We start from the raw sequence: 26,872 nt of genomic DNA, 5'->3' as shown, positions 1-26,872 counted from the left end.
TGCGAGGATCCGGGAACGGACGGAACTCCGGCAATCGTTTCGAGCTGGCCGGCAACCGCACGGCAGGGCCCAGGCGTATTGGCTATGTCCGCCAGGGGAGGTCGCAGGTGCCCGACGTCGAGGACTTCGACGAGTTCTACCGGGGAAGCCGGCAACGGCTGCTCGGGTACGTCTATCTGTTGACCGGTGACCTGTCCGAGGCTCAGGACGCGGTGCAGGAGGCGTACATCCGGGCGTGGCAGCACTGGTCGCGGGTGCGCGGGTACGCCGACCCGGAGGCGTGGGTGCGGGTGGTGGCCGCCCGGGTGGCGATCAGCCGCTGGCGCAGCCTGCGCAGCCGTAGCCGGGCCTACCTGCGGCACGGCGTACCGGCCGACACCCCGGCGCCGGGTATCGAGACCGTCGAGGTGGTCGCCGCGCTCCGTCTGCTGCCGGAGGAGCAACGTACCGCGATCGCCCTGTACTACCTGCTGGGTCTGCCGGTGGCCGAGGTGGCCCGGGAGACCGGTGCACCCGTCGGCACGGTGAAGGCCCGGCTGGCCCGGGGCCGGGCCGCGCTGGCCGGCCTGCTGACGGTCGTGGATCTGGAGGAGGCCGCCGATGCCTGAGTCGATGCCCACCCGGACCCCCGAGCCGGGGCACCGTTCCGACCCGCCGGAGGCGGCTCGGCCGTGCACCGGCTCGCTGACGTCGGGCTCGGTGACGTCGGGCTCGCTGGGGTCGGGCTCGCTGACGTCCGGCTCGCTGGGGTCGGGCTCGCTGGGGTCGGGCTCGCTGGGGTCGGGCTCGCTGACGTCCGGCTCCACTGCCTCGGGACCGGGGACGAGTCTCGTCGACCAGGTCGGCCAGGAGATCGCCGTGGTGCGCTGGCTCGCGCCCGAGGAGATCCGGGCCCGGGCCGGGCGGCGCAATCGGATCCGGTCGCTCGTCGGGACGGTCGCGGTACTCGTCGTGGTCGTGGCGGGCTCGGTCGCGGCCGTCGAGCGGTACGGGCCACGACCGCTGCCGGCCGGGCAGTCGCTGCTCGCCGAACCGTCGACCCCGGTGCCGCCGGATCCGGTCGCCGTCCCGGCGTCGGCGCTGCTGCAACCGGAGGACGTCGGGCCGGGGCTGGTGGTGGACCGGGTCGACGTGCAGGCGGACGCGCCGGTGGAGGTGGTCGATCCGACTGTGCCGCTCGGCTGTCCCGGGTACGCGGCACGGGACCGCTACGACGGGCTGGCCCGGGTGGCCCGCCGGCACACCGTGCAGCAGCCGCCGACGGTACCCGGTGATCCGTACAGCGGGGCGGCGGTCGTACACGAGCGGGTTTTCCGGCTCGTGCCCGGCGCGGCCCGGCGGGTCTTCGCGGACGCCCGTGCCGTGCCCGAGCTCTGCACCGAATACCGCACACCCGGCGCGATAGAGGTCGACGGTCGCCGGCTCCCCGTCGACGCGGAGCACCGCTGGCGGGTCGTCGCCGAGGGCTTCGCCGGGGACGAGTCGGTGCTGCTGGGCTGGCAGACGACGATCCGCCGGCAGGACAGTTCGGAGGTGGTGGACGGTCCGGCCAGCCGGCTGGTCGGAGTCGTCCGGGTCGGCGACCTGGTCGCGACGGTGGACCAGGTCGACGAGGAGCCGGACCCGGAGCGGGCCCGGGCGTTGACGCTGGGCGCCGCCGCCCGGCTCTGCCAGGCCGCCACCCCGCCCTGCTGAACCGCCGAGGGCCCGGGAGCAGCGGCGGTGACGGCCCGGGAGCAGCGGCGGCGACGGCCCGGGAGCAGCGGCGGTCAGGCCCGGGAAACCGCGCCGGTCAGGGCCCGGAAACAGGGCTGTCCGGGGCCCGGGGAGCGGCGTCGGTCGGAGCGGGGCGGCGTCAGCCGATCAGAGCGGGATGTTGCCGTGCTTCTTGGCCGGCAGCGTCTCCCGCTTGGTGCGGAGGATCCGGAGCGCCCGGACGATCTGGCTGCGGGTCTCCGCCGGCCGGATCACCGAGTCGACGTAGCCGCGCTCAGCCGCCACGTAGGGGTTGGCGAGGGTGTCCTCGTACTCCCGGATCTTTTCGGCCCGGACGGCGGCCGGATCGTCGGCGGCGGCCAGCTCGCCCCGATAGAGGATGTTCACCGCGCCCTGCGCGCCCATCACCGCGATCTGCGCGGTCGGCCAGGCGAAGTTGAGGTCCGCGCCGAGGTGCTTGGAGCCCATCACGTCGTACGCCCCGCCGTACGCCTTCCGGGTGATCACGGTGACCTTCGGCACGGTCGCCTCGGCGTACGCGTAGATCAGCTTGGCGCCCCGCCGGATGATGCCGTCCCACTCCTGGCCGGTACCGGGCAGGAACCCGGGCACGTCCACAAAGGTCAGCACCGGGATGTTGAACGCATCGCAGGTGCGGACGAATCGGGCCGCCTTCTCCGAGGCGGCGATGTCCAGGCAACCGGCGAAGTGCATCGGCTGGTTCGCCACCACCCCGACCGGCCGCCCCTCGACCCGACCGAAGCCGACCACGATGTTCTGCGCGTAGAGGGGCTGGACCTCCAGGAACTCCCCGTCGTCGAGGACGTGCTCGATCACCTGGTGGATGTCGTACGGCTGGTTCGCCGAGTCCGGGATGAGGGCGTCCAGCTCCCGGTCGGCGTCGGTGACCTCCAGCTCCGCCGGGGCGTCGAAGACCGGCGACTCGTCGAGGTTGTTGCTCGGCAGGTACGACAGCAGCGCCTTGACGTAGTCGATCGCGTCGTCCTCGTCGGCGGCCAGGTAGTGCGCGTTGCCACTCTTGGTGTTGTGGGTACGCGCCCCGCCCAGCTCCTCCATCTCGACGTCCTCGCCGGTCACCGTCTTGATCACGTCTGGCCCGGTGATGAACATGTGCGAGGTCTGGTCGACCATCACGGTGAAGTCGGTGACCGCCGGGGAGTAGACGGCGCCGCCCGCGCACGGCCCCATCACGAGTGAGATCTGCGGGATCACCCCGGAGGCGCGGACGTTGCGGAAGAAGATCTCGCCGTAGAGGCCGAGGCTGACCACGCCCTCCTGGATCCGGGCGCCGCCGGAGTCGTTGATGCCGACCACCGGGCAGCCGATCTTCATCGCCAGGTCCATCACCTTGACGATCTTCTCTCCGAACACCTCCCCGAGGGAGCCGCCGAAGACCGTGAAATCCTGGGCGAAGACGCAGACCTGCCGGCCGTCGACGGTGCCGTACCCGGTCACCACGCCGTCGCCGTACGGGCGGGTGCGGTCCAGCCCGAAGTTGGTCGACCGGTGCCGGGCCAGCCCGTCCAGCTCGACGAAGGACCCCGGGTCGAGAAGCAGTTCGATCCGCTCCCGGGCGGTCTTCTTGCCCCGGGCGTGCTGTTTCTCCACCGCCCGGGCCGACCCGGCGTGCACCGCCTCGTCCACCCGTCGGTCCAGGTCCGCGAGGCGACCGGCGGTGCTGTGGGGGTCGATGTCGGCGGTGCTCGGCTGCCCAGTCACGTCCGCGATCGTAACGACGGTCCGTGCCCAGGCCACCGCCCGGTGGTGGGGCGTGTGCCGCACCACCCCACCGGCGACCGGCGGCGATACCCCGGCCGCGACCGGCCGGACCCGCCCCGGGCGTCGGACCCGTACGCTGGGCTGATGCCCGGATCGCCGTACACCGACCTGGACCGTCCGCCGCTCGACGCGCGGCGGCTCCGGCGGGCCCTGATCACGCCGGAGAGCCTCTGGACCCGGCTGGTGCTGCACGGCGAGACGGGGTCGACGAACGCCGACGCGGCCGAGGCAGCCCGGGCCGGCGAGCCGGAGGGGCTGGTGGTGGTCGCCGAGCGGCAGACCGCGGGGCGAGGGCGACGCGGACGTACCTGGGAGTCGCCGGCCCGGGCCGGGCTCGCGGTCAGCGTGCTGCTCCGCCCGGGGGTGGAGGTGCCCGACCGGGACTGGCCGGCGGTGCCGCCACCCCGGTACGGCTGGCTGCCGCTGCTGGCCGGGGTCGCGCTGGTGGAGGCGGTGGACCTGCTGGCCGAGTTGGACTCCGCGCTGAAGTGGCCGAACGACCTGCTGGTCTGGCCCGACTCCCGCAACGGCCACCCCTCCGAGGGCCCGCCCACCGGTCGGACGGGTGGCGAGGCTGCCGGCCGGTCGGGTGGCGAGCCGGGCGGGCGGTCGGGTGGCGAGGCTGCCGGGTGGTCGGGTGGCGAGCCGGGCGGGCGGTCGGGTGGCGAGCCGGACGGGCGCACGGGTGGCGAGGCGAAAGCTGCCGGGATCCTCGCCGAGGGGGTCTCCGGAGCCGGTGGAGCGGACTCGGCAGTGGTGCTCGGCCTGGGCGTGAACGTGACGCTGCGCGCGGCCGAGCTGCCGGTCAACCCGACCGGGCTGCCCGCCACCTCGCTTCAGTTGGCCGGTGCGGCGGCCACCGACCGCGATCCGTTGCTGCGGGCTCTGCTGCGCGGCATCGACCGCTGGTACGGCCGCTGGCGTACCGCCGGTGGCGATGCCCTCGCCTGCGGTCTGCACGAGGCGTACGTGCGCAACTGCGCGACCCTCGGCCGAGAGGTACGGGTGCTGCTGCCGGCCGGCGACGAGTTGGTCGGTACCGCCAGCACGGTCGACCCGGACGGGCAACTGGTGCTCACCACCGCCGGCGGCGAACGCCGGGTCGCCGCCGGTGACGTCCTGCACCTGCGCTGACCAGCGCCTCTGCTGCTTTTGCCGGCACCGGGTGCGTTCGGCTCCGACCCGCACGGCCGCGGCCGTGACGGCGTCATCGGCCCGGCAACGGTGCGGAGATCCGCCACCGCGTCGGTGTCGGGCGGACGGCGATCCGCCCGACTGTCGGTAAAGAGTCGATACCGGATACCACGGTCGTAGCGTGGAACCGCTACGGTCACCGCGGACATTCGGTTATGGACGAGGAGGATGGGGTGGCTTTCCCTGAGGACGTGCTCACCCAGGACGAGCATGTCGTAGCGCACCTGCACCCGCACTGGAAGGCGTTGATCCGACCGGTCGTGGTGCTGGTCCTGGCCGTCGCCGCGGTGGTCGCCGGCCTCGTTCTGCTGCCGTCGAGCGGTGCGGGCACCGTTGGGGGCTATGTGATCGCGGCGGTCGCGCTGGTACTGGTCGTCTGGTTGAGCATCTGGCCGTACCTGGTCTGGCGGACCACGCACTACCTGTTCACCAACGAGCGGGTGCTGCTGCAGAAGGGTGTCTTCTCCCGGGACCGCCGGGACATCCCGCTGGGCCGGATCAACGACCACTCGATGAACCAGAAGTTTCTCGAGCGGCTGCTCGGCTGCGGCACGCTGACCATCGAGTCGGCCGGCGAGCGGGGCCAGTCGGTGCTGGCGGACATCCCGGGCGTGGAGAAGGTGCAGACCATGCTCTACGAGATCGTGGAGGCAAACCATGACAAGCACTCGCTCGGTGACGGCGAGATGCGCGAAATCATGGCGGACATGACCGAGGGCAAGCCGCTGCGCGAAGAGTCGAAGTAGCGGCTGTGCCGGCAGCCGAAACAGGCTGCGCGAGAGCCGGAGCAACACGCCGAAGGGTCCCTGGAGCCCGCCGTTCGCGGCCGGTCAGGGGCCCTTCGGGGCAGATCAGCCCGGAGGCACCGATTCCCGCATCACGAACCAGCCCCGGAAGCGGGTACGCAGCACCTCGCGTTCCGGCTGGCCCTGGGCGTCCAACCGGTCCATGCTGGCGGTCAGGGTGACGGTGCCGAAGCCGGGCCGCGCCACCGACGGCTTGCTGCCGAGTACGGTCAGCCGGGTCGCCAGCCGGTCACCGGCGCGTACCGGGGCCAGCCAGCGCAGCTCCTCCAGCCCGGGTGAGGCGTCCCCGGCGGCCCGGGCCAGCACGTGGTCGACGTACGCCCGCATGAAGAGGCTGACCGTGAAGAAGCCGCTGGCGATCAGCCCACCGTGATGGCTGCGTCGGGCCAGTTCCTCGTCGAGGTGGTACCACTGCGGGTCGAAGCGCCGGGCGAAGTCGACCATCTCCCGCCCGTCGACGACGGTGACCCCGAGGTCGAAGGAGCGACCGGGCGTCAGGTCTTCGAAGAACAGCTCGGCGGGCGCGCCGGTACCGGATCGGCTCACCGTGCCGCTCAGCGGGCTGACGAACGCCGGGGTGCGGCGTTCAGCTCGGCGGCGAGTTCGGTCTCCAGCGCGGCGTCGATGGTCTCGGCGAACTGGACCTCGAGCGGCTGGGCGGAGCCGACCGGGGACCCGGGGTCGGCCCGTGTCCCGGTCGTGGCCGGTGCGGCACCGACGGTCTCGGGCTCGGTCAGCTCGCTGACCGCCTCGGCGAGTTCGGCGACCGGGTCGAGCTCGGCCAGGAATTCGCCGTCCGGCTCGCCCGCCGGGTGCAATCCGGTCGTCTTGCCCACCACACCGGGCGCGGTCGGGACGGACGGTGTGCTCGGGGACTTCCGGAAGACGAAGGTGCGGTAGGACCAGAACCGGAAGACCGTTGCCAGCCCGACGCCGACCGTCTTGGCGAGGTTGAGCGCCAGCAGGCCGCTGATGCCGAACCCGTACTTGGCCAGCGCCAGTACGCCGAGTTCGATGACCAGGCCGGCACCGTTGAACAGGAAGAAGAGGGCGTATTCGCGGCGCATCGCCGATTTCGGCCGGTCCCGGTAGGTCCAGTGCCGATTCATCAGATAGGACGAGATGGTGGCGACGACCGTGGCGACGACGTTCGCCTTGAGTTGCCCGTCGGCGAACACGGTGAGCGCCAGCGCGTTGAACACCGCGTAGTTGATGGCGGCGTTCACACCTCCCACGGCACCGAATTTCAGCACCTCACGCAGGAACCTCTGCCAGCGCTCGGGCAACAGACGGGCGAAACGCATTCGACCACCTTAGGGCAGATGTGGGCGCCGGACGCGCCGACGGGGCGAGGTGGGTCGCCGGTCACTGCCTCTTGTGACTCTGTGTGATCACTTCTGGTGCGTCGGAGGCCGCCGGGCCGACGAAGACGAACCGGCGGTACGACCAGAACCGGAAGAAGGTGCCCAGCGCGGCGCCGATGAAGTTGGCCGCGATGTTGTCGGCGATCAGCGACTTGAACACGCCCGGCCAGATGCTGCCCAGCCCGTAGTGGCTGATGGCCAGGCAGGCGAGGCCGATGCCCAGGCCGACGGCGTTGAAGAAGAAGTAGAGCGAGTACTCCCGGGCCATGCCGGAGCGTTCCCGGTGTCGCCAGGTCCAGAACCGGTTGCCGACGAAGGCGACGGTGGCGGCGATGACCGTGGAGAACGTCTTCGCGGTGAGGGTCTCCCAGCCGAGGCTCGCGTTGGCGTAGTTGAACAGCACGAAGTCGACCGCGAAGGCCACCGCACCGACCGTGCCGAACTTGCCCAGCTCATGAATGAGATGACCGAACCGGTCCAGAAGGGTCCGAATCAAACCGCGGCGGGCGCCCGGCGGTGAGGGCTGTTCGCCGGTGGCGGTCGAAGACACGGCTTGAGCGTACCGGTTGCCGGTCGTCCCCACGCCCCGCAACGGGCGACTCGCGGGACCGGACCGCGGCGGACGCCTGGCGGTGGCCGGACCGTTTCGCGGAAGGAGTGTCTGGTGTGACATCCGGGTCACCTGGCGTCAATGACTGCTGTGAGGACGCCGTGACGCAATGCTGTTGCCCTGAAGGATTTGCGTGAAACTGCGCGTGGGAGCGAGGAAAGAATCGCCTTACGGCAGCCCGCCCGCATCTTGTGCAGTTCTTCACAACCAGTCTCGCTGCCCCGAACGCCGGCTCGGTTTACGCTGACGGAAATCCCAGGCTTTCACAAGGCGACGCGGTCGCCGCCCCGTCGGCACCGCGCGCGCGGCAATCGGTCAGCGTCGACCAAAGGAGAACTGTCATGGCCGCTCCGGCTACTATCCGGGGTCTCGATCAAGCTCCGACAAGCCATCCGAAACTACTCGCCTGGGTCAAAGAGGTAGCCGAACTCACCAGCCCGGACCAGGTCGTCTGGGTGGACGGCTCGGACGAGGAATGGCAGCGCCTCACCGACGAACTGGTCGACGCCGGCACGCTCGTGCGCCTCGATCCGGCCCGCAAGCCGAACTCGTTCTGGGGGCGTACCGATCCCTCCGATGTGGCCCGGGCCGAGGACCGTACCTTCATCTGCTCGGTCGACGAGGCCGATGCCGGACCCACCAACAACTGGATGGCCCCGGCCGAGATGAAGCGCCTGATGACCGACCTCTACCGGGGTTCGATGCGCGGTCGGACCATGTACGTCATTCCGTTCTGCATGGGCCCGCTCGAGGCGGAACAGCCGATGTTCGGCGTCGAGATCACCGATAGTCCGTACGTCGTCGCGTCCATGCGCATCATGACCCGGATGGGCACGAAGGTACTGGCCGGAATGGGGGAGAACGCCGACTTCGTGCACGCGCTGCACTCGATCGGCGCGCCGCTGGAGCCGGGCCAGCCGGACGTCGCGTGGCCGTGCAACGACACCAAGTACATCTCGCACTTCCCGGAGACCCGGGAGATCTGGTCCTTCGGCTCCGGCTACGGCGGCAACTCGCTGCTCGGCAAGAAGTGCTACTCGCTGCGGATCGCCAGCGTGATGGCCCGGGACGAGGGCTGGCTCGCCGAGCACATGCTCATCATGAAGCTGACCTCGCCGGAGGGGTCGGTGCACTACATCGCCGGCGCCTTCCCGTCCGCCTGCGGCAAGACCAACCTCGCCATGCTGGAACCGACCATTCCGGGCTGGAAGGTCGAGACCATCGGCGACGACATCGCCTGGATGAAGTTCGGCCCCGACGGCCGACTCTACGCGGTCAACCCCGAGTACGGGCTCTTCGGCGTCGCGCCCGGCACCGGCTGGAAGACCAACGCCAACGCGATGCGCACCATCGACCTGGGGAACTCCATCTTCACCAACGTCGGACTGACCGACGACGGCGACATCTGGTGGGAGGGGATGAGCGAACCGCCGGCCCACCTCATCGACTGGAAGGGTCGGGACTGGACGCCGGAGAGCGGCGAACTCTCCTCGCACGCCAACAGCCGGTTCTGCACCCCGCTGCTCCAGTGCCCGATCGTGGCCGACGAGTTCAACGACCCGAACGGCGTACCGATCGACGCGATCCTGTTCGGTGGGCGGCGCAAGGACACCATTCCGCTGATCACCGAGGCCCGGGACTGGGTGCACGGCGTCTACATGGGAGCGACGCTCTCCTCGGAGACCACCGCCGCCGCCTCCGGCGAGGTCGGCGTGGTCCGGCGGGACCCGATGGCGATGCTGCCGTTCATCGGCTACCACGGCGGGGACTACTTCCGGCACTGGATCGAGATGGGCAAGGGCACCGACGGCGACGAGTCGAAGCTGCCGAAGATCTACTACGTCAACTGGTTCCGGAAGAACGCCGACGGCGACTTCATCTGGCCCGGCTTCGGCGAGAACTCCCGGGTGCTCAAGTGGATCGTCGAGCGCCTGGAGGGCCGGGCCGAGGCGGTCGAGACGCCGATCGGCTTCGTACCGGCACCGGGCGCGCTCGACGTCGACGGGCTCGACATGAGCCCGGAGGACCTCCGCATCGCCACCCGGGTCGACGTCGAGGAGTGGCGCGACGAACTGCCGATGGTCACCGAGTGGTTCGAGAAGTTCGGTGACAAGCTGCCGGGCGTGCTCTGGGCCGAACTGGACGCGCTGCGGGCCCGGCTCGACGACGAGGCGGTCCGGGTCGGCGCCGACCAGCAGCGCTCGGCCCGCTAGGGACAAGGCCCGGGCGGCCGGTCCGGGACACGCCCGGGCGGGTGTGCGGGTGGTCCGGGTCGGGCATCATCGACGGCATGACGACGGCCGCCGCGACCGAGGTCCGGCGGCCGTCCGCCGTCCGCGCGCTGACCTGGCTGCTCGCCGCGACCGCGGCGGCCACCGTCGCGGTCGACGTGCTCAACTGGTGGTACGCCGCCGACCGCGGCTTCGGGCTGGCGGTACGCAGCGGCTGGGCGCTGCTGCGCACCCTCGGGTTCCTGATCCTGATCCGGCACGTCCGGCGGGGCCGGGCCGGTGCCCGCCCGCTCGGGCTGATCCTCGCGGTGACCACGGTCTTCGCGGTCGGCCGGCTGATCCTGCCCCGGGCCGGCGTACCGGCGCTGCCCGGAGTGCTCGGCTTCGCCGTGCTGGCCGTACTCTGCGCCGCCGTCGTCTGGCTGCTCTACCGGTCGCCACCGTTGCAGGAATACCTGGTCCGGCACCCGAGCCGGCTGGTCGTCGACCGGCGCGGCATCTCCTGGCGGGAGGTCGCCCCGCGTCGGCCGCCGGTCGCCGGCTGGCTGCTCACCGCCCGGGTCGCCGCCTTCACGTACGGGCCGTTGACCCTGGTGCCCTGCCTGGTGGCAATCGGCACGATTCTCGACGGCCGGCTGCTCGCGGTGCCTACCGTGGTGCTGTGGTTCGGCATCGGCATCGGGGTCAGCTACGCGGTGCTGTTCAGCACCTTCTTCCTGCTGCGGGGCAAGACCTGGGCCGGCGGGCTGCTGGTGCTGATCAGCGTGCTGGTGGTCGCGGTCGACCTGGCGTTCTGCTGGCTGCTGCTCGGGGTCGACGGCCTGGTCCGGGACGGTGTGCCGCTGGTGGTGGCCGCCGGGCTGACCCTCTACGCGCTGTGCCGGGCCGCCCGGGCCGCCCGGTCGGAACCCCCGGCCCGGGTCGCCGCCGCCCGACCCGGCTGAGGTGACCGGCCGTGGAGACCGTCGACGTCGTGGTGGTGGGTGCCGGTCCGGCCGGGGCCAGCGCCGCGCTGGCGGCCCGCCGGGCGGGAGCGCGGGTACTGCTGCTGGACCGGGCCGACTTTCCCCGGGACAAGGCATGCGGAGACGGGATCGCCGCGCACGCGCTCGACGTACTCGCCGAACTGGGGGTTTCCGAGCCGGTGTCCGGTTACCGGCCGGTGCCGGCGCTGCGCCTGGTGGCGCCCGGTGGCGGGAACGTAGCGCGGCGGCTGCCGCGGCCGGCGTACACGGTGCCGCGCCGGGTCTTCGACGCCCGGCTGGTGGCGGCGGCGCGCTCGGCCGGCGCGGAGCTGCGCCGGCACGCGGTGCGGCGGATCGAGCGCTCCGACGGCCTGGTGGTGCTCGACGGTACGGTGGCCGCCCGTGCCGTGGTCGGTGCCGACGGCGCCGGCTCGGTGGTCCGGCGGGCGCTGGGGCACGGCGCCAATCCCGACGGCCACCTGGCGCTGGCCATCCGGGGGTACGCCCCGGACGCCGCCGGCCCGGCCGAGCAGCGGATCGTCACCTCGGCGGCGCACTGGCCCGGCTACGCCTGGTCGTTCCCGATCGGTGACGGGCGGGCGAACGTCGGGTACGGCGAGGTGCTGGCCGGCCGCCCGCTGCGCCGGACCGAGCTGCTGGAGCGGTTGGCCGCGCTGCTTCCCGAGATCGACCCGGCGGCCGTCACCGAGCTGCGGGCGCACCACCTGCCGCTCTCCACCCGCCGGCCGGCGCCGGGCCGGGGCCGGATCGTGCTGGCCGGGGACGCGTTGTCGCTGGTCAACCCGTTCACCGGCGAGGGGATCTTCTACGCGGTCCTCTCCGGGGCGCTGGCCGGGGCGGCCGCCGCCACGGCCCCGCACGCCGCCGCCGACCGGTACGCCGCCGCGCTGCGGGCCCGGCTCGGCGCTCACCTGCGGGACAGTTCGGCGGTGGCCTGGCTGGCCCGCCGGGCGCCGGTGGTGGACGGGGTGGTCCGGGCCGCCGAGCGGGACGCCCGGGTCTTCCGGACCCTGGTCGAACTGGGCCTGGGCGACGGCCGGCTGGACGCCCGGACATTGACCAGGGTCGCCGGCGCGGTGGCCGGCTCGGCCGGCCGGCACTTCCGTAGTCGACTCTGATCGGTACGCTGCAAGGGATGAGTCTGCGCGACCTGATCTACTCGGTGTATGAGCGACGTCTGACGGCAAAGCTCGCCGGCAAACCCGTGCCGAAGCACGTCGGGGTGATGTGCGACGGCAATCGGCGCTGGGCCAGGGAGATGGGGTATGTCGACCCCAACGACGGGCACCGGGTCGGCGCAGCCAAGATCAAAGACGTGCTGGGCTGGTGCGACCAGGCCGGAATCGGGCACGTCACGCTCTATCTGCTGGCCACCGACAACCTGCGTCGGCCGGCCAGCGAGCTGGATCCGCTGGTGCAGATCATCGAGGACCTGGTGGTCGAGCTGGCCGAGGAGGGCAATCCCTGGCGGCTGCGGATGGTCGGCGCGCTCGACCTACTACCGGCGCAGACCGCCATCACGCTCAAGTCGGCGCAGGAGCGCACCCAGGACCGGGTCGGCGGGGCGCAGGTCAACATCGCGGTCGGCTACGGCGGCCGGCGGGAGATCGCCGACGCGGTCCGGTCCCTGCTCTACGAGCACGCGGCGTCCGGCGGCACCATCGAGGAACTCGCCGAGGTGCTCGACGTGGACCACATCGCGGAGCACCTGTACACCCGGGGGCAGCCCGATCCCGACCTGGTCATCCGGACCAGTGGCGAGCAGCGGCTCTCCGGGTTCCTGCTCTGGCAGTCGGCGCACTCCGAGTTCTACTTCTGCGAGCTGAACTGGCCGGATTTCCGGCGCGTCGACTTCCTGCGTGCCCTGCGGTCGTACGCCAACCGCCAACGCCGGTACGGCGCCTAGCCAGCCCACCGGGGGGACCGGCGTGCCGTGCCGTGCCGGCCGCCTGGCGCGGCGCCGGTCAGGTCAGCCGGTGCAGGGCCTCGGTGAGGAAGTCGCCGAGGGCCTCCGGGGACTCGATGTTCAGGTCGGCGGCGGTGGAGACCTCGTCGCCGGTCTCCGGGTTGGCCACCGCGACGCAGACGCCGAAGAAGTCCGGATCGACCGCCTCGCGGGCGCGCAGGGCGGCGAACGCCTTGATGTCCGAGACGTCGTCACCGAAATACCAGGCGCAGCCGGCGTCCCGGACCGCCTCGTCGATCACCATCCCCTTGTCCCGGTCGACGGGCGGTTTGAGTTCCAGCACCATCCGGCCGACCTGCACCCGCAGGCCCAGCCGGTCGGCCTGGTCCCGACCCCACCGTTCGACCTGCTCGGCCAGGTGCGGGGCGGTGCGGTAGTGCAGGGCGACCGAGAGCCGCTTGTATTCCACCAGCGTGCCCGCGGGCAGCTCCGCCCGGGCGTGGTCGGCGAGTTCGGCCATGGTGGGTACGAACGGCAGCGCGGCCTCCTCGGTGATGGTCTCGCCCGAGGCGTGCAGGTGCTCCAGCCCGTAGAGGCCGTAGAGGTCCACGCCGGGCGCGCCGGCGAACCGGTCGCGGAGGAACTCCACCGGTCGGGCCGAGACGATGGCCACCCGCTGCACCACCTCGGTGAGCGCGGTGATCGCGGCCAGCGCCTTGGGGGCCGGCTCGACGGTCGTCGGATCGTCCCGGACCGGGGCGAGTGTGCCGTCGAAGTCGAAGAACAGGACACAACGCCCGGCCCGCTCGGCGGTCGCCCGCCATGCCTGCTCGGCAGTCAGTGGACGGGTCGGGGGCTCGCCCCCCGTGTTGATCGGCCGCACGGGCGTCAGCGTACCCCGGCGGGTTGCCGCCGCAGACGTCGAAGCGAAAACGTCTCACTCGTCGAGGCGGCAACCTCGATCGTCGCGGTGGCGACCCGCCGGTGGTACGGGTGGGTGCCTGCCGGGCGGCTGGCACGGCAACCGGCCGGCGGAGCTGCTGACGGCGATCTCCCCTTGTCGCCGTGGTCGGCTCGGAGGTGGAAAGCTCAGTCGTCGCCGAGCATCGCCCGGCGGCCGTGCAGTCGGGGCCCGATCGGCACCACCGAGTCCTGGTTGCGGCTCAGCAGGTAGCCCTCGACGAAACCGGTGTTGTGGTCTCCGGTGTTGCGGTCGAGCTCGTTCAGTCGGGCGATCAGGAACTCGGTGAGTGCGGTAATTCGGGCATTGAGCCGTTCGTGGAGATCGGCGACGACGGCCAGGACGATGGCGGTACCGGTGGCGGTGATGGCGAGCACGTTCACGAGGAACGGCACCGGGTCGCCGCCGCGCACCGTCCCGACCACGACGTTCGCGGTCACGCACAAGGTCAGGGACACCGCCGCGACAACGACAGCCATCCACTTCAGGGTCATGGCTGACCCCTCCTTCTGTCCCGCAGGGCTGAATTCGGCCTTGTCCCGTCCCCCCGCCGACGACGAGCCCAAGCAGTACGCAGGGACGTTAGCGCGACTGATTGATTCCTGGAGCTGATTGGATGGGACTCATGCGCGAAGTTGCGCCATCTGAGTAACTACCCGGCTTGCTTTCGGCCTTTTCGGACGTCCAGCCGCAGAGGCGGACGATATGCCAGATAGCGGATGGTCTCTCGAATGTGGAACTTCTCCGCGTCCGAGACGTTAGGGTCGACCAGTCGGCGTAGCAGCGCCTCGACGTCCGGATCCATCGGCGGGGCGCTCGGCGCCGGCCGGGACGGGGTGGCCCGGTCCCAGCCGAGGACTCCGAACGCGACACTCGGATCCAGCCCCAAGCCCTCGCAGAACGCGACCACCCGGGCGGCCTCGGGGTCGCTGGCCCACTCGCCACGCACCCAGCGGTTGATGGTCTGACGGGACACGCCGGTACGCCGGGAGACCTCCGTGCCGGTCCAGGCGCGGGTGGTGCGGGCGTCGTCGAGTGCCTTGCGTACGAAGGCAGCGAACGCGATTTTCCGTCCGTGGGCGCGGTCCGGCACCCGGTGACGGTACGGCCAGGTGCCCGGTTCCGGGGGGACTGCGGCCAGCCTGTACTGCGTGCGTGACAACGGCTCACTTTTCCGGCGCGCGGCGCTCTTGCTTGTGCTGAGGGGTATCACGTGGCAACAATAGGTGTACGTAGGTGTGGGGGTAATCAGACGAAAAGCTGATACTGTCACGCGTACGATACGCCCTACCGTTTGTCTCGTGCATGAGACGTTTCGTGCTCGCGAGGGTGACACCCCCGCGACTGGAGGAGTCCGGTGACCGAACTAGCAACCCGGGCCCAGGCATTCGGTCTGATCGCCGACGGCGTCGCCGCCGGTCTCAGTGCGCCGTGGCGGCTCTACCTGGCCCGCGGCTGCCGCTACCTGTCGCTCAACGTCGGCGACCGTGCGGAGTGGAACTCCTGGCGGACCCACCTCGGCTGTCCGGAGTTGAGCGTCCGGGTGTACGACGCCGGCGGCGAGATCCGGCGGGCCTCGGTCGCCGAGGTCGTGCTGGACGGCTGCCGGATCAGTGTCGAACTGGTCGAGGAGGTGAGCACCGAAGATCTCGACCGGCTGCTCATCACCGATCCCACCTCCTTCGACCCGACCTCCTTCGACCCGGAGGAGAAGTGACCCGGCCGACGACCGATCGGCCGGGTGTGGAACCCAGGACAGCGACGAGCGGAGCGAGGAGATTGCGTGAGCGAGAGTTACGAGCGAATCGGCCGGCTCAGGCCCCGGACTTCCGGCGTCGACCGGCCGAGCCGGGCGGCGGCATGAGCGAGCGGAGCGAGCGAATCAGTCGGCTCAGTGCGTATGTGTCTCATGACGGCACGGAGCGCAGCGGAGTGCCGGCATGAGTGGGCGGAGCGAGCGAATCAGTCGGCTCAGGTCTCGAACTCGCGGCGTCGGCGGGCGACGTGGCGTCGGCGAGCGGTGCGAGGAGACGCGGTGAGTCCGTTCTTCATGGTTTTCGGCCTGCTTCTGCTCGTCTCGGCCAGCTATGCGGCCGGACGGCTGCACGGCCAGCTCAGCTACCGGCTCGGTTACCGGTTCGGTTACCGCCAGGGATATTTCGACGGGGACCGGGGGGCCTGGAACCGTCGGCGTAGAGAGGCGCAGGCGGCCATCGCCTCGGTGTTGGCGGTGCCATCACCCAGCACACCGCACATCGCCCACACCGTCGTAGGTCAGGGAACGACGTATACGGGCGCCTCTTTCGCGGGGACCGCGACCAACGGCGGACGGCACTCCACCGACGCACTCGCCGTCAGGAACGCCTGACCGGCGGCGCGGTTGGGGTGAGCGGTCACCCGCGAGCACGGTGCGCCGGTCCGTGAGGACCCGCACCGTCGGGATCACGTCAGACCGGTGACGGTGATCCCACCGGCCGGGATGCGCGCAGGGGGCATGCATCCCGGCCGGTCCGCCGCCCGGCGTCGTGCGAAGTCGCACAGTTGTGCGCCCTAGCCCAAGCTGGCATCTCCCGGTTAGCGTCTACGCATGGCACGGGGTCGTCCCGGGCCAGCCGGCCGGCCCGGACTCTGCGACTGCACGTGCCACGGGGCCCGCATCCGACCCCGTGTCTCCGGGCACCGGACGAGGCGGAACGCGGGTGGACGGGTGCACACCCGCCGGAGCAGGCCTGTGACGAATCGCCGTACCACCCCTCGGGCCGACGATCAGAACCCGGCCGCCACCAAGACCCCGGGGCGAGCCAGGAGCGGACGCCGCACCCGGACGTCCGAGCCGGCCGCCAGTGCGGAGCCCGCACCAGAACGCCGGGCGTACGTCCTGGACACCTCGGTGCTGCTCTCCGACCCCGGCGCCTTCCACCGGTTCGCCGAGCACGAGGTGGTGGTGCCACTCGTGGTGATCTCGGAGCTGGAGGGGAAGCGCCACCATCCGGAACTGGGCTGGTTCGCCCGCCAGTCGCTGCGGATGCTCGACGAGCTGCGGGTCAAGCACGGCCGGCTGGACCAGCCGGTACCGGCGAACGACGCGGGCGGGACGCTGCGGGTGGAGCTGAACCATGCCGACGACGGCGTACTGCCGCCGGGGTTCCGTACCGAGTCCAACGACACCCGGATCCTGTCGGTCGCGCTCAACCTGGCCGCCGAGGGCCGGGCGGTCACGCTGGTCAGCAAGGACATGCCGCTGCGGGTCAAGGCGGCGTCGGTGGGGCTGACCGCCGACGAGTACCGGCACGGCCAGGCCAGCGACCCGACCTGGACCGGGATGGCCGAGCTGGAGTTGGGCGAGGAGCAGGTCAACCAGCTCTACGACGGCGCGGCGCTGGACCTGGACACCGCCGCCGGGCTGCCCACGCACACCGGCCTGGTGCTGCACTCGCCACGCGGCTCCGCGCTGGGGCGGGTGTTGCCGGACAAGACCGTACGCCTGGTCCGCGGTGACCGGGAGGCGTTCGGTCTGCGCGGCCGCTCGGCCGAGCAGCGGGTCGCGCTCGATCTGCTGCTGGACGAGTCGATCGGCATCGTCTCGCTCGGCGGACGGGCCGGCACCGGCAAGTCCGCGCTGGCGCTCTGCGCCGGTCTGGAGGCGGTGATGGAGCGGCGCCGGCACAAGAAGGTCATCGTCTTCCGCCCGCTGTACGCCGTCGGCGGCCAGGAACTCGGCTACCTGCCCGGCTCGGAGGCGGAGAAGATGTCGCCCTGGGCGCAGGCGGTCTTCGACACCCTCGGCGCGGTGGTGCACGAGAACGTGATGGAAGAGGTACTGGCCCGGGGGATGCTGGAGGTCCTGCCGCTGACCCACATCCGGGGGCGGAGCCTGCACGACGCCTTCGTCATCGTCGACGAGGCCCAGTCGCTGGAACGCGGGGTGCTGCTCACCGTGCTGTCCCGGGTGGGGCAGGGCTCCCGGGTGGTGCTCACCCACGACGTCGCCCAGCGGGACAACCTGCGGGTCGGCCGGCACGACGGTGTGACGGCGGTGATCGAGGCGCTGAAGGGACACCCGATCTTCGCCCACGTCACCCTGACCCGGTCCGAACGGTCCCCGATCGCCGAGGTGGTCACGGATCTGCTGGAGGACATCCCGTTGTAGCGGATGAGCGCTCCGGCGAACGACTTGGCGGCGTCATTTGTCCCACTTTGTGCCGATATGTGGCGTGACCCAGTTCACAAATTTTGCCTCTCGTTTCCCAACCGCCTCACCTTGCGCAATCGTGTCCTTCGAGCGCCCACGTCCCAGGGGCATAGCTGGAGATCAGTTCTCCTCGCGGGGCGGAGGCACCGACGGGCAGCGGTCGGTCGGGGTCGCGGCCCACCGGGTCGGGGCGCTCGCGGCGTGACCGGCGGGCGTTCCCGCCTCCGGCGCGCCGCGTCCTTGCCCCCGACGAGAGGACCACTTTGTGAGTCGGCTGTGGAGCCGGTTCGGTGTCCGGGGAGTCGCCGTCGCTCTGCTCCTGGGGGGCGTCGGCGGTGGTTACTACCTCGGCGAGGACCGGGAAGCGCAGCAACACAGCATCGAGGCCGAGTCGGCGTTCGACGCGCAGCAGGCGGAGTGGGACCTGCTCCGCGAGCGGCACGCGGCGCACATCCGCGCCACCTCCGCGCAGCGGGCAGCCGAGGCGGAGGCCGCCCGCAAGGCGGCCGAGGTCGCCAGGGCGGCGGCCGAGCGGGCCAGGAAGGCCGAGCAGGCCGCGAGCCGTAAGCGCGAACGCGAGAAGCAGGAGAAGGAGGAGGCGGAGGGCGCCACCAAGCCGTACACCGGGCCGATCCCCGACTCGTGCAACGAATACAGCGGTAACCGCAAGATCGGCTGTGCCCTGATGCTCGACGCGGGTTTCAAGCTCTCCGAGTTTCCCTGCCTGGACAAGCTCTGGGACCACGAGAGTGGCTGGAACCACAAGGCCGAGAACAGGTCCTCCGGGGCGTACGGCATCCCGCAGGCGCTGCCGGGCAGCAAGATGGGCTCGGTCGGCAGCGACTGGCGGACCAGCCCGGCGACGCAGATCAAGTGGGGGCTGGGTTACGTCAAGGGCCGGTACGACACGCCCTGCGGCGCCTGGGGTTTCTTCCAGGACGAGGGCTTCTACTGATGACCCGGAGAGCGGGGGCCGGATCGGATGGTCCGAGCCCCCGCTCTTTTCGTCGGGTGCGATCCTGTCGACGGGCTCCGGTGGCGGTTGGCCCGGGAAGCTGATAGCAACGTGAGGGTGACGTTCGACCCGATGTCCCGTGCCAACGATCCCAACCGGTTCGGCACCGAAGCCTTCTACGCGGCGCTCGGCCGGGCCTTCGTCGCGATGTGCGCCGTGGTACCGGTGCTCTTCGTGATCGAGGCGCTCGACGTCTGGCTGAACGCCGGATTCGACACCACCGCCGGGATCATGCCCCGGAGCGTCGCCGGGCTCGACGGCATCTTCTTCGGGCCGTTCCTGCACCACGGCTTCGACCACCTCTACAGCAACAGCATCCCGTTGATCCTGCTCGGCACCTTCGTGCTCGCCACCGGGGCGCGGCGGTTCCTCTACTCCACGCTCCTGATCATGTTCGTCAGCGGGGTCGGTGTGTGGATCACCGGATCGCCCCAGTCGATCGTGGTCGGTGCCAGCGGGGTGGTCTTCGGCTACCTCGGCCTGCTCTTCATGCGCGGGATCGTGGAACGGAGCTGGTGGAATTTCGCGGTCGTGCTGCTGGTCGGGCTGCTCTACGGCTGGCAACTGCTCGGGGTGCTACCCACCGACGAACCGATCTCCTGGCAGGGGCACCTCTTCGGGCTGCTCGGCGGGCTGGTGGCCGCGGTGATCTTCCGGCGACGCCGGCCCCGCGACGACGACCCGTACCGGTCGGAGTCCACGATGACCCTGCCCTGACCTGGCGTACACCCGCCGGTGGGACGGCTATTGCTTCGATGCCTGTTGTCCGCCTACGGTCGGATCAGCACAGCTGTTGATCAGTCCGTGGTCGGAGAGCGACGGTGAGCACATGCGTGAGGTCGATGTCGCGATAATCGGGGCCGGCCCCACCGGGCTCTTCGCCGCCTACTACGCCGGGTTCCGGGGACTGTCGGTCGCGGTCATCGACGTGCTGCCCGAGCCGGGCGGACAGGTCACCGCCATGTACCCGGAGAAGGTCATCTACGACGTCGCCGGGTTCCCGTCGATCAAGGGCCGCGACCTGGTCGCCAACCTGGTCACCCAGGCCGCGTCGTTCAACCCCGAATACCTGCTCGGGGTACGCGCGGAGAAGTTGTCGTATCTGGACGGCAAGCCGGTGCTCAGCCTGGCCAACGGCGACATCCTGCACTGCGGCGCGATCATCGTCACCGCCGGGCTGGGCAGCTTCACCCCCCGCCCGCTGCCCGCCGCCGAGAACTTCGTCGGCAGCGGCATCGTCTTCTTCGTACCGCACCTGGCCGACCTCGCCGGGCAGGACGTGCTGATCGTCGGCGGCGGCGACTCGGCGTTCGACTGGGCGCTGGCGCTGCAACCCCTGGCCCGGTCGGTCACCCTGGTGCACCGTCGGGAGAAGTTCCGGGCCCACGCCGCCACCGTCGACCGGGTACGCGAACTGCCGGTACGCATCGTGGTCAACGCCGAGGTGACGACGCTGCACGGCGAGGGCGCGGTGACCGGGGCGGACATCGCGGTCAAGGGCGGCGGGACCGAGACGATCCCGGTCGACACCGTGGTCGCCGCGCTGGGCTTCACCGCCGATCTCGGCCCGCTCACCGAGTGGGGGTTGGCGCTCGACAAGCGGCACATCCTGGTCGACAGCACCATGGTGACGAACCTGTCCCGGGTCTTCTCCGCCGGTGACATCACCGAATATCCGGGCAAGGTCCGGCTGATCGCGACCGGTTTCGGCGAGGCCGCGACGGCGGTGAACAACGCGGCCGTGGTGATCAACCCGGCCGCGCACCTCTTCCCCGGTCACTCCTCCGACGCGGGCTGACCCGGCTCGTCTGGTTGACCCGGCTCGTCTGGTTGACCCGGCTCGCCGGGCAGGCCGGCGAGGTCGGCCATCAGCCGCATCTGGTAGTCGAAGTACGCCTCGCAATCCTCGACCACACCCTGGGCGAACCGGCCGAACACCTCGAAGCTGACCAGGCCGAAGAGTTGGCTCCAGGCGGCCATGCAGCGGGCGAGCTGCTCCTCGGTGAGCGCGCCGGGGCGCGGCTCCAGCAGTCGGGTCAGCTCGACGCGGACCGGGGGCGGCACGGGAGTGCCTTCGGGTGGGGCGAGCCGGCCGGCGGCGGCCCCGTCGACCATGATCTGGACCAGCGCGAAGACCACCCGCTGGGCCGGGACGACGGTCTCGGACGGGGCGGCGTAGCCGGGTACCGGGCTGCCGTACAGCAGCGCGTACTCGGCGGGATGCGCCAGTGACCAGGCCCGTACGGCGTGACTCACGCCCAGCCAGCGCCCCCGCAGGTCGTGCCGAGCGGCTGCCGCGTCACCCGCCTCGGCCGCGTCACCGAGCGACCGGTACGCCTCGACGATCAGCACGGTGAGCAGTGCGTCCCGGCTCGGGAAGTACCGGTAGATGGCCGACGAGACCATGCCGAGATCGCGGGCGACGGCCCGGAGCGAGAGGTTGCCGCCTTCGGTCGCGAGGTGCCGCCGGGCGACCGCCTTGATCTCCTCGATCATCTCGGCGCGGACCCGGGCCCGGATCGATGGTGCGGACATGCCGCCACCCTGCCACACCCGGACGTACTTCGAGAGCACCTGCTCCAGCTAGGAAGCGGCCGATTCCCGGTGGAGCATTCCGTGCTTTACGTGAGCGCTGATCAGAAATCAGAGCGGTGCTCTTGACGCCGGCCTCGCCGGGAGGCACAGTGGGGAGGCAGACAGAGAGCGGTGCTCTCGGTCCAGAGAGTTGATCTGAAAGGTGGGGACGATGGCGCTCCAGGTGATCGTCGGTGCCGGTCCGGTCGGCCGGGGAGTTGCCCGGCTGCTCGCCGACCGGGGCGAGCGGGTGCGGCTGGTCAGCCGCCGGGGCACCGGGCCGGAGCATCCCGGGATCGAGCGGGTCGGCGCCGACGCGGCCGACCTGGAGCGGCTGGCCGAGCTGACTGAGGGCGCGGCGGCGCTCTACAACTGCGCCAACCCGGCGTACCACCGCTGGGCGACCGACTGGCCGCCGATCGCCGCCACACTGCTGGCCGTGGCGGAGCGCACCGGGGCGGTGCTGGCGACCACCGGCAACCTGTACGGCTACGGCCCGGTGGACGGGCCGATCACCGAGAGCGCGCCACTGCGCCCGAACGGCGTGAAGGGACAGGTCCGGGCGAAGATGTGGCAGGACGCGCTGGCCGCGCACCAGGCGGGGCGGGCCCGGGTGACCGAGGTACGCGGCTCCGACTACCTCGGCGCGGGCGCGCAGACCCTGTTCACCCTCCTCGTGGTGCCGAAGGTGCTGGCGGGGAAGCGGGCCTCCGTGCCGGCCGACCTGGACGCCCCGCACAGTTGGACGTACGTCGGCGACGTGGCCCGTACCCTGGTCGCCGCCGCCGACGACGAGCGGGCCTGGGGGCGGCCCTGGCACGTACCCAGTCAGCCGCCGGTGTCGGTCCGGGCGCTGGCGGCCCGGCTTGCCGAGCTGGCCGGTGCCCCGGCCCCGCGGCTGGCCTCGATGCCGCCCGCGGTGCTCTGGCTCGGCGGGCTCTTCGACCCGACGGCCCGCGAGCTGCGGGAGACGGCGTACCAGTTCCGCCGGCCGTTCGTGCTGGACTCCTCGGCGGCGACCGCGACGTTCGGCATCGAGCCGACCGGGCTGGACGCCGCGCTGCGGGAGACCGCCGGGCGCACCCCGGCGGCGTCCCGCTGATCCAGGCCGGTCCGACGGCCTCCCGGCCCGGGCTACTCCTGCTCGGCCAGGGGCCGGCCGTCGAAGTCGACCGCCGAATAGAGCGCCAGCTTCTCCAGCCGGTGGTACGAGTCGATCACCCGGATGGTGCCGCTCTTGGAACGCATCACGATCGACTGGGTGTACGCGCCACCGGCCCGGTAGCGGACCCCGCGCAACAGGTCGCCGGAGGTGATCCCGGTGGCCACGAAGAAGGCGTTGTCCCCGGTCACCAGGTCGTCGGTGCGCAGTACCCGGTCCAGGTCGTGCCCGGCGGCGAGCGCCTTCTCCCGCTCCTCGTCGTCCCGGGGCCAGAGCTTGGCCTGCATCGCCCCGCCCATGCACTTCAGCGCGCAGGCCGCGGTGATGCCCTCCGGGGTGCCGCCGATTCCCATCAGCACGTCGACGCCGGACTCGCCCCGGGCGGCGGCGATGGCCCCGGCGATGTCGCCGTCGGAGATGAACTGGATGCCGGCGCCGGCCCGGCGGATCTGCTGCACCAGGTCGTTGTGCCGGGGCCGGTCGAGTACGCAGACCGTGACGTCGGAGACCTCGGTGCCCTTGACCTTGGCGATCCGGCGCAGGTTCTCCGCGACTCCGGCGTTGATGTCCACGGCGTCCGCGTAGACCGGGCCGACCGCGAGCTTCTCCATGTAGAAGACGGCGCTCGGGTCGAACATCGCGCCGCGTTCGGCCACCGCGAGCACGGCCAGGGCGTTCGGCATGCCCTTGCTCATCAGCGTGGTGCCGTCGATCGGGTCGACCGCGACGTCGACCTCCGGCCCGGTGCCGTCACCGACCTGCTCACCGTTGAACAGCATCGGGGCGTTGTCCTTCTCACCCTCGCCGATCACCACGACGCCGCGCATCGGGATCGAGTTGATCAGCTTGCGCATGGCGTCGACGGCCGCGCCGTCGCCACCCTCCTTGTCGCCCCGGCCGACCCACCGGCCGGCGGCCATCGCCGCCGCCTCGGTCACCCGGACGAGGTCGAGGGCCAGGTTGCGGTCCAGGTTCTGTGGCACCCGGGTACGGGCGTTGGTCATGTCGGCTCCTCCTCGCGGCACTGCGGGGTGGCCCGGCACAGCGCGGCGCGCCGCCGCCGGCCTTGTCAGGAATCCTGACACGCTGGTCAACTTAACGCCGGTTCGGGGGGCCGGTGTCCGGATCCCGGTAACCGGTGGGCCGAAAGCCCCGGCCGGCGGGGCTGTCAAGATAGAGGGGTGAACCCCACCCAGCCTGCCGACCGTAACCCGGACGACCAGCTCTCGGGCGAACCCGACGCAGCCCTCGCCGACCGGTCGGAGGGCGCCGGGCCGGGTGACGAGCGGGTCGTGCCGGCCGCGGTCAGGTCACAGCGGTCGACCAAGGACATCGTCATCTCGCTGCTGGTGCTGCTGATACCGATCGCCGTCGTGATCGGCTTCGGCCGGGCTGTCCTCAACGCGGACCAGCCGGTGGTGGTCGATCCGGCCCCGGCGCTCCAGGAGGCCCGCGCCGCCGACGTCTTCCCGGTCGGCGAGCCGGCCGGCCTGGCGGACGGCTGGCGCACCGTGCTGGCCGAGTTCCGGCGGGAAGCCGGCGGCGCGACCCTCCGGATCGGCTATCTCAGCCCGGACGGCGGCGGGGTGCAGCTCGTGCAGAGCAGTCTGCCGGCCGACGGGCTGCTGCGGGCCGAGCTGACCCGCGAGGGGCGGCCGCAGGGCACGATCGAGGTGGGTGGCCGTAGTTGGCAGCGCTACACGGCCCGCTCCGACGAGTCGGCACTGGTGCTGCTGGAGCCCGACCGGACGGTACTGGTGGTCGGCCGGACGTCCGAGGGTGAGCTGCGGCAGCTAGTCGCTTCTCTGCGGTAGCTGTCCGGTATCGGTACGCTTCGTGTCTGCCATCACGGTGGGCACACGCCTGCCGGGCAACCTTCTGGGGAGGAATCGACAGTGACATTCCGACGTTGGGGCGTTGCCACGATCGCCGCGGTGGCCCTGTTCACGCCAGCTCTGACGGCCTGCGCGGGCGCGGGTACCGAGCCGGGCACCTCCGGCTCCGAATCGCCGGCGATCCCGGACGACGCCAAGGAGGCGCTGCTCGCGTCGACCAAGGAGATCACCAAGGGTAACTTCAGGTTCAGCATGACGGGCAGCGACCTGGACGGTCAGGGCGTCGTGCACGTGCCGAGCCAGAGCGCCCAGATGTCCATGAAGGCCGGCAGCGACGAGTTCTCGATGGACATGGAGATCATCTACATCGAGCCGGACAGCTGGGTGAAGTTGACGGTCACCGGTGCCGAGGGCGTACCGGGGCTGGAGAAGCTGAACTCCGGCAAGTACCAGCACCTGGACCAGTCCAAGATCACGGGTACCCGAGGGCTGGGCTTCGACTTCAAGGCCGTCGACCCGGCCGGCAGCGAGGCGCTGACCAAGGCCGTCGTCGACGTGCAGAAGACCGGCGAGGGCGCGTACACCGGCACCATCGACCTGACCAAGGCCACCGGCGCCGGCATGGTCGACGAGGACGCGGTCAAGCTGCTCGGCGCCGAGGCGACCAAGCTGCCGTTCGAGGCCAAGCTCGACGCGCAGGGCCGGCTCACCTCGCTGACCATCCAGTTGCCGGCGGTCGGCGGTGGCAAGGCGCAGCAACTGACGGTCGGCTACTCCGACTACGGCGCGGCGAGCCCGGCCAAGGCGCCCCCGGCGGCCGAGGTCGTGGAGGCGTCGCCCGAGGTGTACGAGCTGTTCAACAAGTGAGTACCGGTGCCGGGTGGGGTGGCGCTGCCGCTCCGCCCGGTGCTCGCGGTGCCGGCGGTCAGCTCTGGCTGGTCTCCCGAGCCTGCCGGACGGTGTCGATCCGTTGCCGGGCACCGTCCAGCCAGCCCTGGCAGATCTCGGCCAGCCGTTCGCCCCGCTCCCAGAGCGCCAGCGACTCCTCCAGCGAGGTGCCGCCGGCCTCCAGCCGTTCGACCACCGTGGCCAGCTCGGCCCGGGCCTGCTCGTAACTGAGTCCCTCGCCCGGCCCGCTCGCGCGTTCTTCCGTGTCAGTCATGGTGGCTCCCATCTCAGCACACCGTCGCCGGACGGATCCGCGCACACACCCGTGCGACCGCTACGGCTCGACGACCGCGCCCAGTTCGCCCTCGGCGAGGCGTACCCGCAGCGGGTCACCGGCGGCGACCTCACCCGGTGCCCGTACGACGTGCCCGTCGGCGCGCTGCACGATGGCGTACCCCCGGTGCAGGGTGGCGGCCGGGGAGAGGGCGCGGAGCCGCGCCACGGTGTGCCGGAGTTCCCCGGTCGCGGTGCCGAGCCGGTGTTCCACGCAGCGGACGGCCCGGTCCCGCAGCGCGGTCACGTCGGCGGCCCGCTGGTCGAGCAGTACCTCCGGCCGGGCGAGCGACGGGCGGGACCGCCAGGCGTCGAGGCGGTGCGCCTCCCGGTCGACCAGCCCGATCATCGCCCGGTCGAGCCGGTCCCGGGCCATCCGGATCAGCCGGGTCTCCTCGCCGAGGTCCGGCACGATCCGCTTGGCGGCGTCGGTCGGGGTCGAGGCGCGCAGGTCGGCCACGTAGTCGACCAGCGGCGTGTCGGTCTCGTGGCCGATCGCGCTGACCACCGGGGTACGGCAGCCGAAGATCGCCCGGCACAGCGCCTCGTCGGAGAAGGGGAGCAGGTCCTCGACGCTGCCACCGCCCCGGGCCAGCACGATCACGTCGATGCTCGGGTCGGCGTCGAGCACCTTGAGCGCGTCGACGATCTGCGGTACGGCGGTCGGGCCCTGCACCGCCACGTTGACCGTACGGAACTGCACCGCCGGCCAGCGGCGACGGGCGTTCGTCAGCACGTCCCGTTCGGCTGCCGAGGCGCGGCCGGTGATCAGGCCGATCCGTCTCGGCAGGAAGGGCGGCCGGCGCTTGCGGGCCCGGTCGAAGAGTCCCTCGGCGGCGAGCAGCTTCTTCAGCTTCTCCAGCCGGGCCAGCAGCTCGCCGAGCCCGACCTGCCGGATCTCGTCGGCCCGCAGGCTGAGCGTGCCCCGGGCGGCGTAGAACTCGGGCTTGGCGTGCAGCAGTACCCGGGCGCCCTCGGCCAGCTCCGGTGCACCGGCGTCCAGTACGTCCCGGTTGGTGGTGACGGTGAGGCTGAGGTCGGCCGACGGGTCGCGCAGGGTGAGGAAGACCGTCGCCGCGCCGGGGCGGCGGCTGAGCTGCGCCACCTGGCCGTCCACCCAGACCCAGCCGAGCTTGCCGATCCAGGCGCTCAGCTTCTGGCTGACCACCCGGACCGGCCAGGGGTCGTCGGGGGTACTGCGCGGGATGCCGGCCTCGGTCATCCGGTCAGCCTACGGCGGGGGGCCGGCGGCCTCGGGTAGCACCTCGTGGACCTGGGCGGGACGGCGGCCAGCGGGCG

28 protein-coding genes are annotated in these 26,872 nt (G+C 71.5%); 17 read left to right on the top strand and 11 right to left on the bottom strand.

Annotation, left to right across the window (positions count from 1 at the left end; genetic code table 11):
* The first annotated feature begins 107 nt into the window (after positions 1-107).
* On the top strand, positions 108-608 hold the full coding sequence (locus ACQEVC_RS04295) for a SigE family RNA polymerase sigma factor (protein ID WP_432873561.1): 501 nt from the start codon (positions 108-110) through the stop codon (positions 606-608).
* Complete coding sequence (locus ACQEVC_RS04290) at positions 601-1,695, top strand: hypothetical protein (protein ID WP_432873560.1); 1,095 nt, start codon at positions 601-603, stop codon at positions 1,693-1,695. Before ACQEVC_RS04295 ends, ACQEVC_RS04290 begins: the two co-directional genes overlap by 8 nt.
* Positions 1,696-1,863: 168 nt before the next feature.
* Here ACQEVC_RS04290 and ACQEVC_RS04285 read toward each other — a convergent pair whose 3' ends face one another.
* Positions 1,864-3,456: an acyl-CoA carboxylase subunit beta gene (locus tag ACQEVC_RS04285; protein WP_432873558.1), complete on the bottom strand. Its 1,593-nt coding sequence runs from the start codon at positions 3,454-3,456 to the stop codon at positions 1,864-1,866.
* Positions 3,457-3,600: 144 nt separating this feature from the next.
* Between ACQEVC_RS04285 and ACQEVC_RS04280 the strand changes: the two genes are divergently transcribed.
* Complete coding sequence (locus tag ACQEVC_RS04280) at positions 3,601-4,650, top strand: biotin--[acetyl-CoA-carboxylase] ligase (protein ID WP_432873557.1); 1,050 nt, start codon at positions 3,601-3,603, stop codon at positions 4,648-4,650.
* Positions 4,651-4,883: 233 nt separating this feature from the next.
* The gene (locus tag ACQEVC_RS04275) at positions 4,884-5,456 is read left to right on the top strand and encodes a PH domain-containing protein (protein WP_432873556.1); all 573 of its coding nucleotides are present in this window, start codon (positions 4,884-4,886) and stop codon (positions 5,454-5,456) included.
* Between the two features lie 105 nt (positions 5,457-5,561).
* On the opposite strand, the gene ACQEVC_RS04270 is transcribed toward ACQEVC_RS04275, so the two are convergent.
* The 3 genes from ACQEVC_RS04270 to ACQEVC_RS04260 form a co-directional block, all read right to left on the bottom strand.
* On the bottom strand, positions 5,562-6,062 hold the full coding sequence (locus ACQEVC_RS04270) for a MaoC/PaaZ C-terminal domain-containing protein (protein WP_432873554.1): 501 nt from the start codon (positions 6,060-6,062) through the stop codon (positions 5,562-5,564).
* An 8-nt stretch (positions 6,063-6,070) separates the two neighbouring features.
* On the bottom strand, positions 6,071-6,820 hold the full coding sequence (locus ACQEVC_RS04265; RefSeq protein ID WP_432873552.1) for a GtrA family protein: 750 nt from the start codon (positions 6,818-6,820) through the stop codon (positions 6,071-6,073).
* A 61-nt stretch (positions 6,821-6,881) separates the two neighbouring features.
* Entirely contained in the window at positions 6,882-7,430 is a 549-nt protein-coding gene (locus tag ACQEVC_RS04260) for a GtrA family protein (protein ID WP_318397615.1), read from the bottom strand.
* 401 nt (positions 7,431-7,831) lie between these two features.
* Between ACQEVC_RS04260 and ACQEVC_RS04255 the strand changes: the two genes are divergently transcribed.
* From ACQEVC_RS04255 to ACQEVC_RS04240, 4 genes are all read left to right on the top strand, one after another.
* The gene (locus ACQEVC_RS04255) at positions 7,832-9,703 is read left to right on the top strand and encodes a phosphoenolpyruvate carboxykinase (GTP) (RefSeq protein ID WP_432873550.1); all 1,872 of its coding nucleotides are present in this window, start codon (positions 7,832-7,834) and stop codon (positions 9,701-9,703) included.
* A gap of 77 nt (positions 9,704-9,780) precedes the next feature.
* The gene (locus ACQEVC_RS04250) at positions 9,781-10,665 is read left to right on the top strand and encodes a hypothetical protein (RefSeq protein WP_432873549.1); all 885 of its coding nucleotides are present in this window, start codon (positions 9,781-9,783) and stop codon (positions 10,663-10,665) included.
* A gap of 11 nt (positions 10,666-10,676) precedes the next feature.
* Complete coding sequence (locus ACQEVC_RS04245; RefSeq protein ID WP_432873547.1) at positions 10,677-11,825, top strand: NAD(P)/FAD-dependent oxidoreductase; 1,149 nt, start codon at positions 10,677-10,679, stop codon at positions 11,823-11,825.
* A 17-nt stretch (positions 11,826-11,842) separates the two neighbouring features.
* The gene (locus ACQEVC_RS04240) at positions 11,843-12,613 is read left to right on the top strand and encodes an isoprenyl transferase (RefSeq protein ID WP_318397611.1); all 771 of its coding nucleotides are present in this window, start codon (positions 11,843-11,845) and stop codon (positions 12,611-12,613) included.
* Between the two features lie 58 nt (positions 12,614-12,671).
* On the opposite strand, the gene otsB is transcribed toward ACQEVC_RS04240, so the two are convergent.
* From otsB to ACQEVC_RS04225, 3 genes are all read right to left on the bottom strand, one after another.
* Positions 12,672-13,496: a trehalose-phosphatase gene (otsB, locus tag ACQEVC_RS04235; RefSeq protein WP_432873545.1), complete on the bottom strand. Its 825-nt coding sequence runs from the start codon at positions 13,494-13,496 to the stop codon at positions 12,672-12,674.
* A gap of 206 nt (positions 13,497-13,702) precedes the next feature.
* The gene (locus ACQEVC_RS04230; RefSeq protein ID WP_318397609.1) at positions 13,703-14,068 is read right to left on the bottom strand and encodes a hypothetical protein; all 366 of its coding nucleotides are present in this window, start codon (positions 14,066-14,068) and stop codon (positions 13,703-13,705) included.
* A gap of 158 nt (positions 14,069-14,226) precedes the next feature.
* The gene (locus ACQEVC_RS04225) at positions 14,227-14,667 is read right to left on the bottom strand and encodes a helix-turn-helix domain-containing protein (RefSeq protein ID WP_432873543.1); all 441 of its coding nucleotides are present in this window, start codon (positions 14,665-14,667) and stop codon (positions 14,227-14,229) included.
* 264 nt (positions 14,668-14,931) lie between these two features.
* Here ACQEVC_RS04225 and ACQEVC_RS04220 point away from each other — a divergent pair, with 264 nt between their 5' ends.
* From ACQEVC_RS04220 to ACQEVC_RS04195, 6 genes are all read left to right on the top strand, one after another.
* Positions 14,932-15,291, top strand: coding sequence for a hypothetical protein (locus tag ACQEVC_RS04220; RefSeq protein WP_318397607.1), 360 nt, complete (start codon positions 14,932-14,934; stop codon positions 15,289-15,291).
* 318 nt (positions 15,292-15,609) lie between these two features.
* On the top strand, positions 15,610-15,942 hold the full coding sequence (locus tag ACQEVC_RS04215; protein WP_412102828.1) for a hypothetical protein: 333 nt from the start codon (positions 15,610-15,612) through the stop codon (positions 15,940-15,942).
* A 363-nt stretch (positions 15,943-16,305) separates the two neighbouring features.
* The gene (locus ACQEVC_RS04210; protein WP_318397606.1) at positions 16,306-17,724 is read left to right on the top strand and encodes a PhoH family protein; all 1,419 of its coding nucleotides are present in this window, start codon (positions 16,306-16,308) and stop codon (positions 17,722-17,724) included.
* Between the two features lie 307 nt (positions 17,725-18,031).
* Positions 18,032-18,721, top strand: a complete 690-nt coding sequence (locus ACQEVC_RS04205; protein WP_432873540.1) for a lytic transglycosylase domain-containing protein — start codon at positions 18,032-18,034, stop codon at positions 18,719-18,721.
* 132 nt (positions 18,722-18,853) lie between these two features.
* Entirely contained in the window at positions 18,854-19,498 is a 645-nt protein-coding gene (locus ACQEVC_RS04200; RefSeq protein ID WP_432891021.1) for a rhomboid family intramembrane serine protease, read from the top strand.
* Positions 19,499-19,610: 112 nt separating this feature from the next.
* Positions 19,611-20,579, top strand: a complete 969-nt coding sequence (locus ACQEVC_RS04195) for an NAD(P)/FAD-dependent oxidoreductase (RefSeq protein ID WP_318397603.1) — start codon at positions 19,611-19,613, stop codon at positions 20,577-20,579.
* Here ACQEVC_RS04195 and ACQEVC_RS04190 read toward each other — a convergent pair.
* Positions 20,558-21,316, bottom strand: coding sequence for a TetR/AcrR family transcriptional regulator (locus ACQEVC_RS04190; RefSeq protein ID WP_432873538.1), 759 nt, complete (start codon positions 21,314-21,316; stop codon positions 20,558-20,560). The genes ACQEVC_RS04195 and ACQEVC_RS04190 overlap by 22 nt on opposite strands.
* Before the next feature lie 211 nt (positions 21,317-21,527).
* On the opposite strand from ACQEVC_RS04190, the gene ACQEVC_RS04185 reads away from it, so the two are divergent.
* Positions 21,528-22,457 (top strand): NAD-dependent epimerase/dehydratase family protein, encoded by a 930-nt coding sequence (locus ACQEVC_RS04185; protein WP_432873536.1) that lies wholly within the window; start codon positions 21,528-21,530, stop codon positions 22,455-22,457.
* Positions 22,458-22,489: 32 nt separating this feature from the next.
* On the opposite strand, the gene glpX is transcribed toward ACQEVC_RS04185, so the two are convergent.
* A complete protein-coding gene (gene glpX, locus ACQEVC_RS04180; RefSeq protein WP_432873534.1) occupies positions 22,490-23,521 on the bottom strand; it encodes a class II fructose-bisphosphatase in 1,032 nt (343 codons plus the stop codon).
* A 177-nt stretch (positions 23,522-23,698) separates the two neighbouring features.
* On the opposite strand from glpX, the gene ACQEVC_RS04175 reads away from it, so the two are divergent.
* Together ACQEVC_RS04175 and ACQEVC_RS04170 are read left to right on the top strand one after the other, a co-directional pair.
* The gene (locus tag ACQEVC_RS04175; RefSeq protein WP_432873532.1) at positions 23,699-24,331 is read left to right on the top strand and encodes a DUF4245 domain-containing protein; all 633 of its coding nucleotides are present in this window, start codon (positions 23,699-23,701) and stop codon (positions 24,329-24,331) included.
* A gap of 81 nt (positions 24,332-24,412) precedes the next feature.
* A complete protein-coding gene (locus ACQEVC_RS04170; protein WP_432873530.1) occupies positions 24,413-25,219 on the top strand; it encodes a hypothetical protein in 807 nt (268 codons plus the stop codon).
* A gap of 58 nt (positions 25,220-25,277) precedes the next feature.
* Here ACQEVC_RS04170 and ACQEVC_RS04165 read toward each other — a convergent pair whose 3' ends face one another.
* Both ACQEVC_RS04165 and xseA read right to left on the bottom strand, forming a co-directional pair.
* A complete protein-coding gene (locus ACQEVC_RS04165; RefSeq protein ID WP_432873528.1) occupies positions 25,278-25,514 on the bottom strand; it encodes an exodeoxyribonuclease VII small subunit in 237 nt (78 codons plus the stop codon).
* 60 nt (positions 25,515-25,574) lie between these two features.
* The gene (gene xseA / locus ACQEVC_RS04160) at positions 25,575-26,795 is read right to left on the bottom strand and encodes an exodeoxyribonuclease VII large subunit (RefSeq protein WP_432873527.1); all 1,221 of its coding nucleotides are present in this window, start codon (positions 26,793-26,795) and stop codon (positions 25,575-25,577) included.
* Between the last annotated feature and the right edge of the window lie 77 nt (positions 26,796-26,872).

It is taken from the genome of Plantactinospora sp. CA-294935 (assembly GCF_050936445.1).
Taxonomy (GTDB): Bacteria; Actinomycetota; Actinomycetes; order Mycobacteriales; family Micromonosporaceae; genus Plantactinospora.
This window is presented reverse-complemented; position numbering and strand designations above follow the sequence as displayed.

What these genes read in the sequence shown, in the direction of transcription:
- ACQEVC_RS04290 (WP_432873560.1), top strand. Translation starts at nt 601, where the DNA reads ATGCCTGAGTCGATGCCCACCCGGACCCCCGAGCCGGGGCACCGTTCC.
- ACQEVC_RS04280 (WP_432873557.1), top strand. Translation starts at nt 3,601, where the DNA reads ATGCCCGGATCGCCGTACACCGACCTGGACCGTCCGCCGCTCGACGCG.
- ACQEVC_RS04265 (WP_432873552.1), bottom strand. Translation starts at nt 6,820, where the DNA reads ATGCGTTTCGCCCGTCTGTTGCCCGAGCGCTGGCAGAGGTTCCTGCGT.
- ACQEVC_RS04255 (WP_432873550.1), top strand. Translation starts at nt 7,832, where the DNA reads ATGGCCGCTCCGGCTACTATCCGGGGTCTCGATCAAGCTCCGACAAGC.
- ACQEVC_RS04250 (WP_432873549.1), top strand. Translation starts at nt 9,781, where the DNA reads ATGACGACGGCCGCCGCGACCGAGGTCCGGCGGCCGTCCGCCGTCCGC.
- ACQEVC_RS04240 (WP_318397611.1), top strand. Translation starts at nt 11,843, where the DNA reads ATGAGTCTGCGCGACCTGATCTACTCGGTGTATGAGCGACGTCTGACG.
- ACQEVC_RS04230 (WP_318397609.1), bottom strand. Translation starts at nt 14,068, where the DNA reads ATGACCCTGAAGTGGATGGCTGTCGTTGTCGCGGCGGTGTCCCTGACC.
- ACQEVC_RS04200 (WP_432891021.1), top strand. Translation starts at nt 18,854, where the DNA reads ATGTCCCGTGCCAACGATCCCAACCGGTTCGGCACCGAAGCCTTCTAC.
- ACQEVC_RS04195 (WP_318397603.1), top strand. Translation starts at nt 19,611, where the DNA reads ATGCGTGAGGTCGATGTCGCGATAATCGGGGCCGGCCCCACCGGGCTC.
- ACQEVC_RS04190 (WP_432873538.1), bottom strand. Translation starts at nt 21,316, where the DNA reads ATGTCCGCACCATCGATCCGGGCCCGGGTCCGCGCCGAGATGATCGAG.
- ACQEVC_RS04185 (WP_432873536.1), top strand. Translation starts at nt 21,528, where the DNA reads ATGGCGCTCCAGGTGATCGTCGGTGCCGGTCCGGTCGGCCGGGGAGTT.
- glpX (WP_432873534.1), bottom strand. Translation starts at nt 23,521, where the DNA reads ATGACCAACGCCCGTACCCGGGTGCCACAGAACCTGGACCGCAACCTG.
- ACQEVC_RS04165 (WP_432873528.1), bottom strand. Translation starts at nt 25,514, where the DNA reads ATGACTGACACGGAAGAACGCGCGAGCGGGCCGGGCGAGGGACTCAGT.
- xseA (WP_432873527.1), bottom strand. Translation starts at nt 26,795, where the DNA reads ATGACCGAGGCCGGCATCCCGCGCAGTACCCCCGACGACCCCTGGCCG.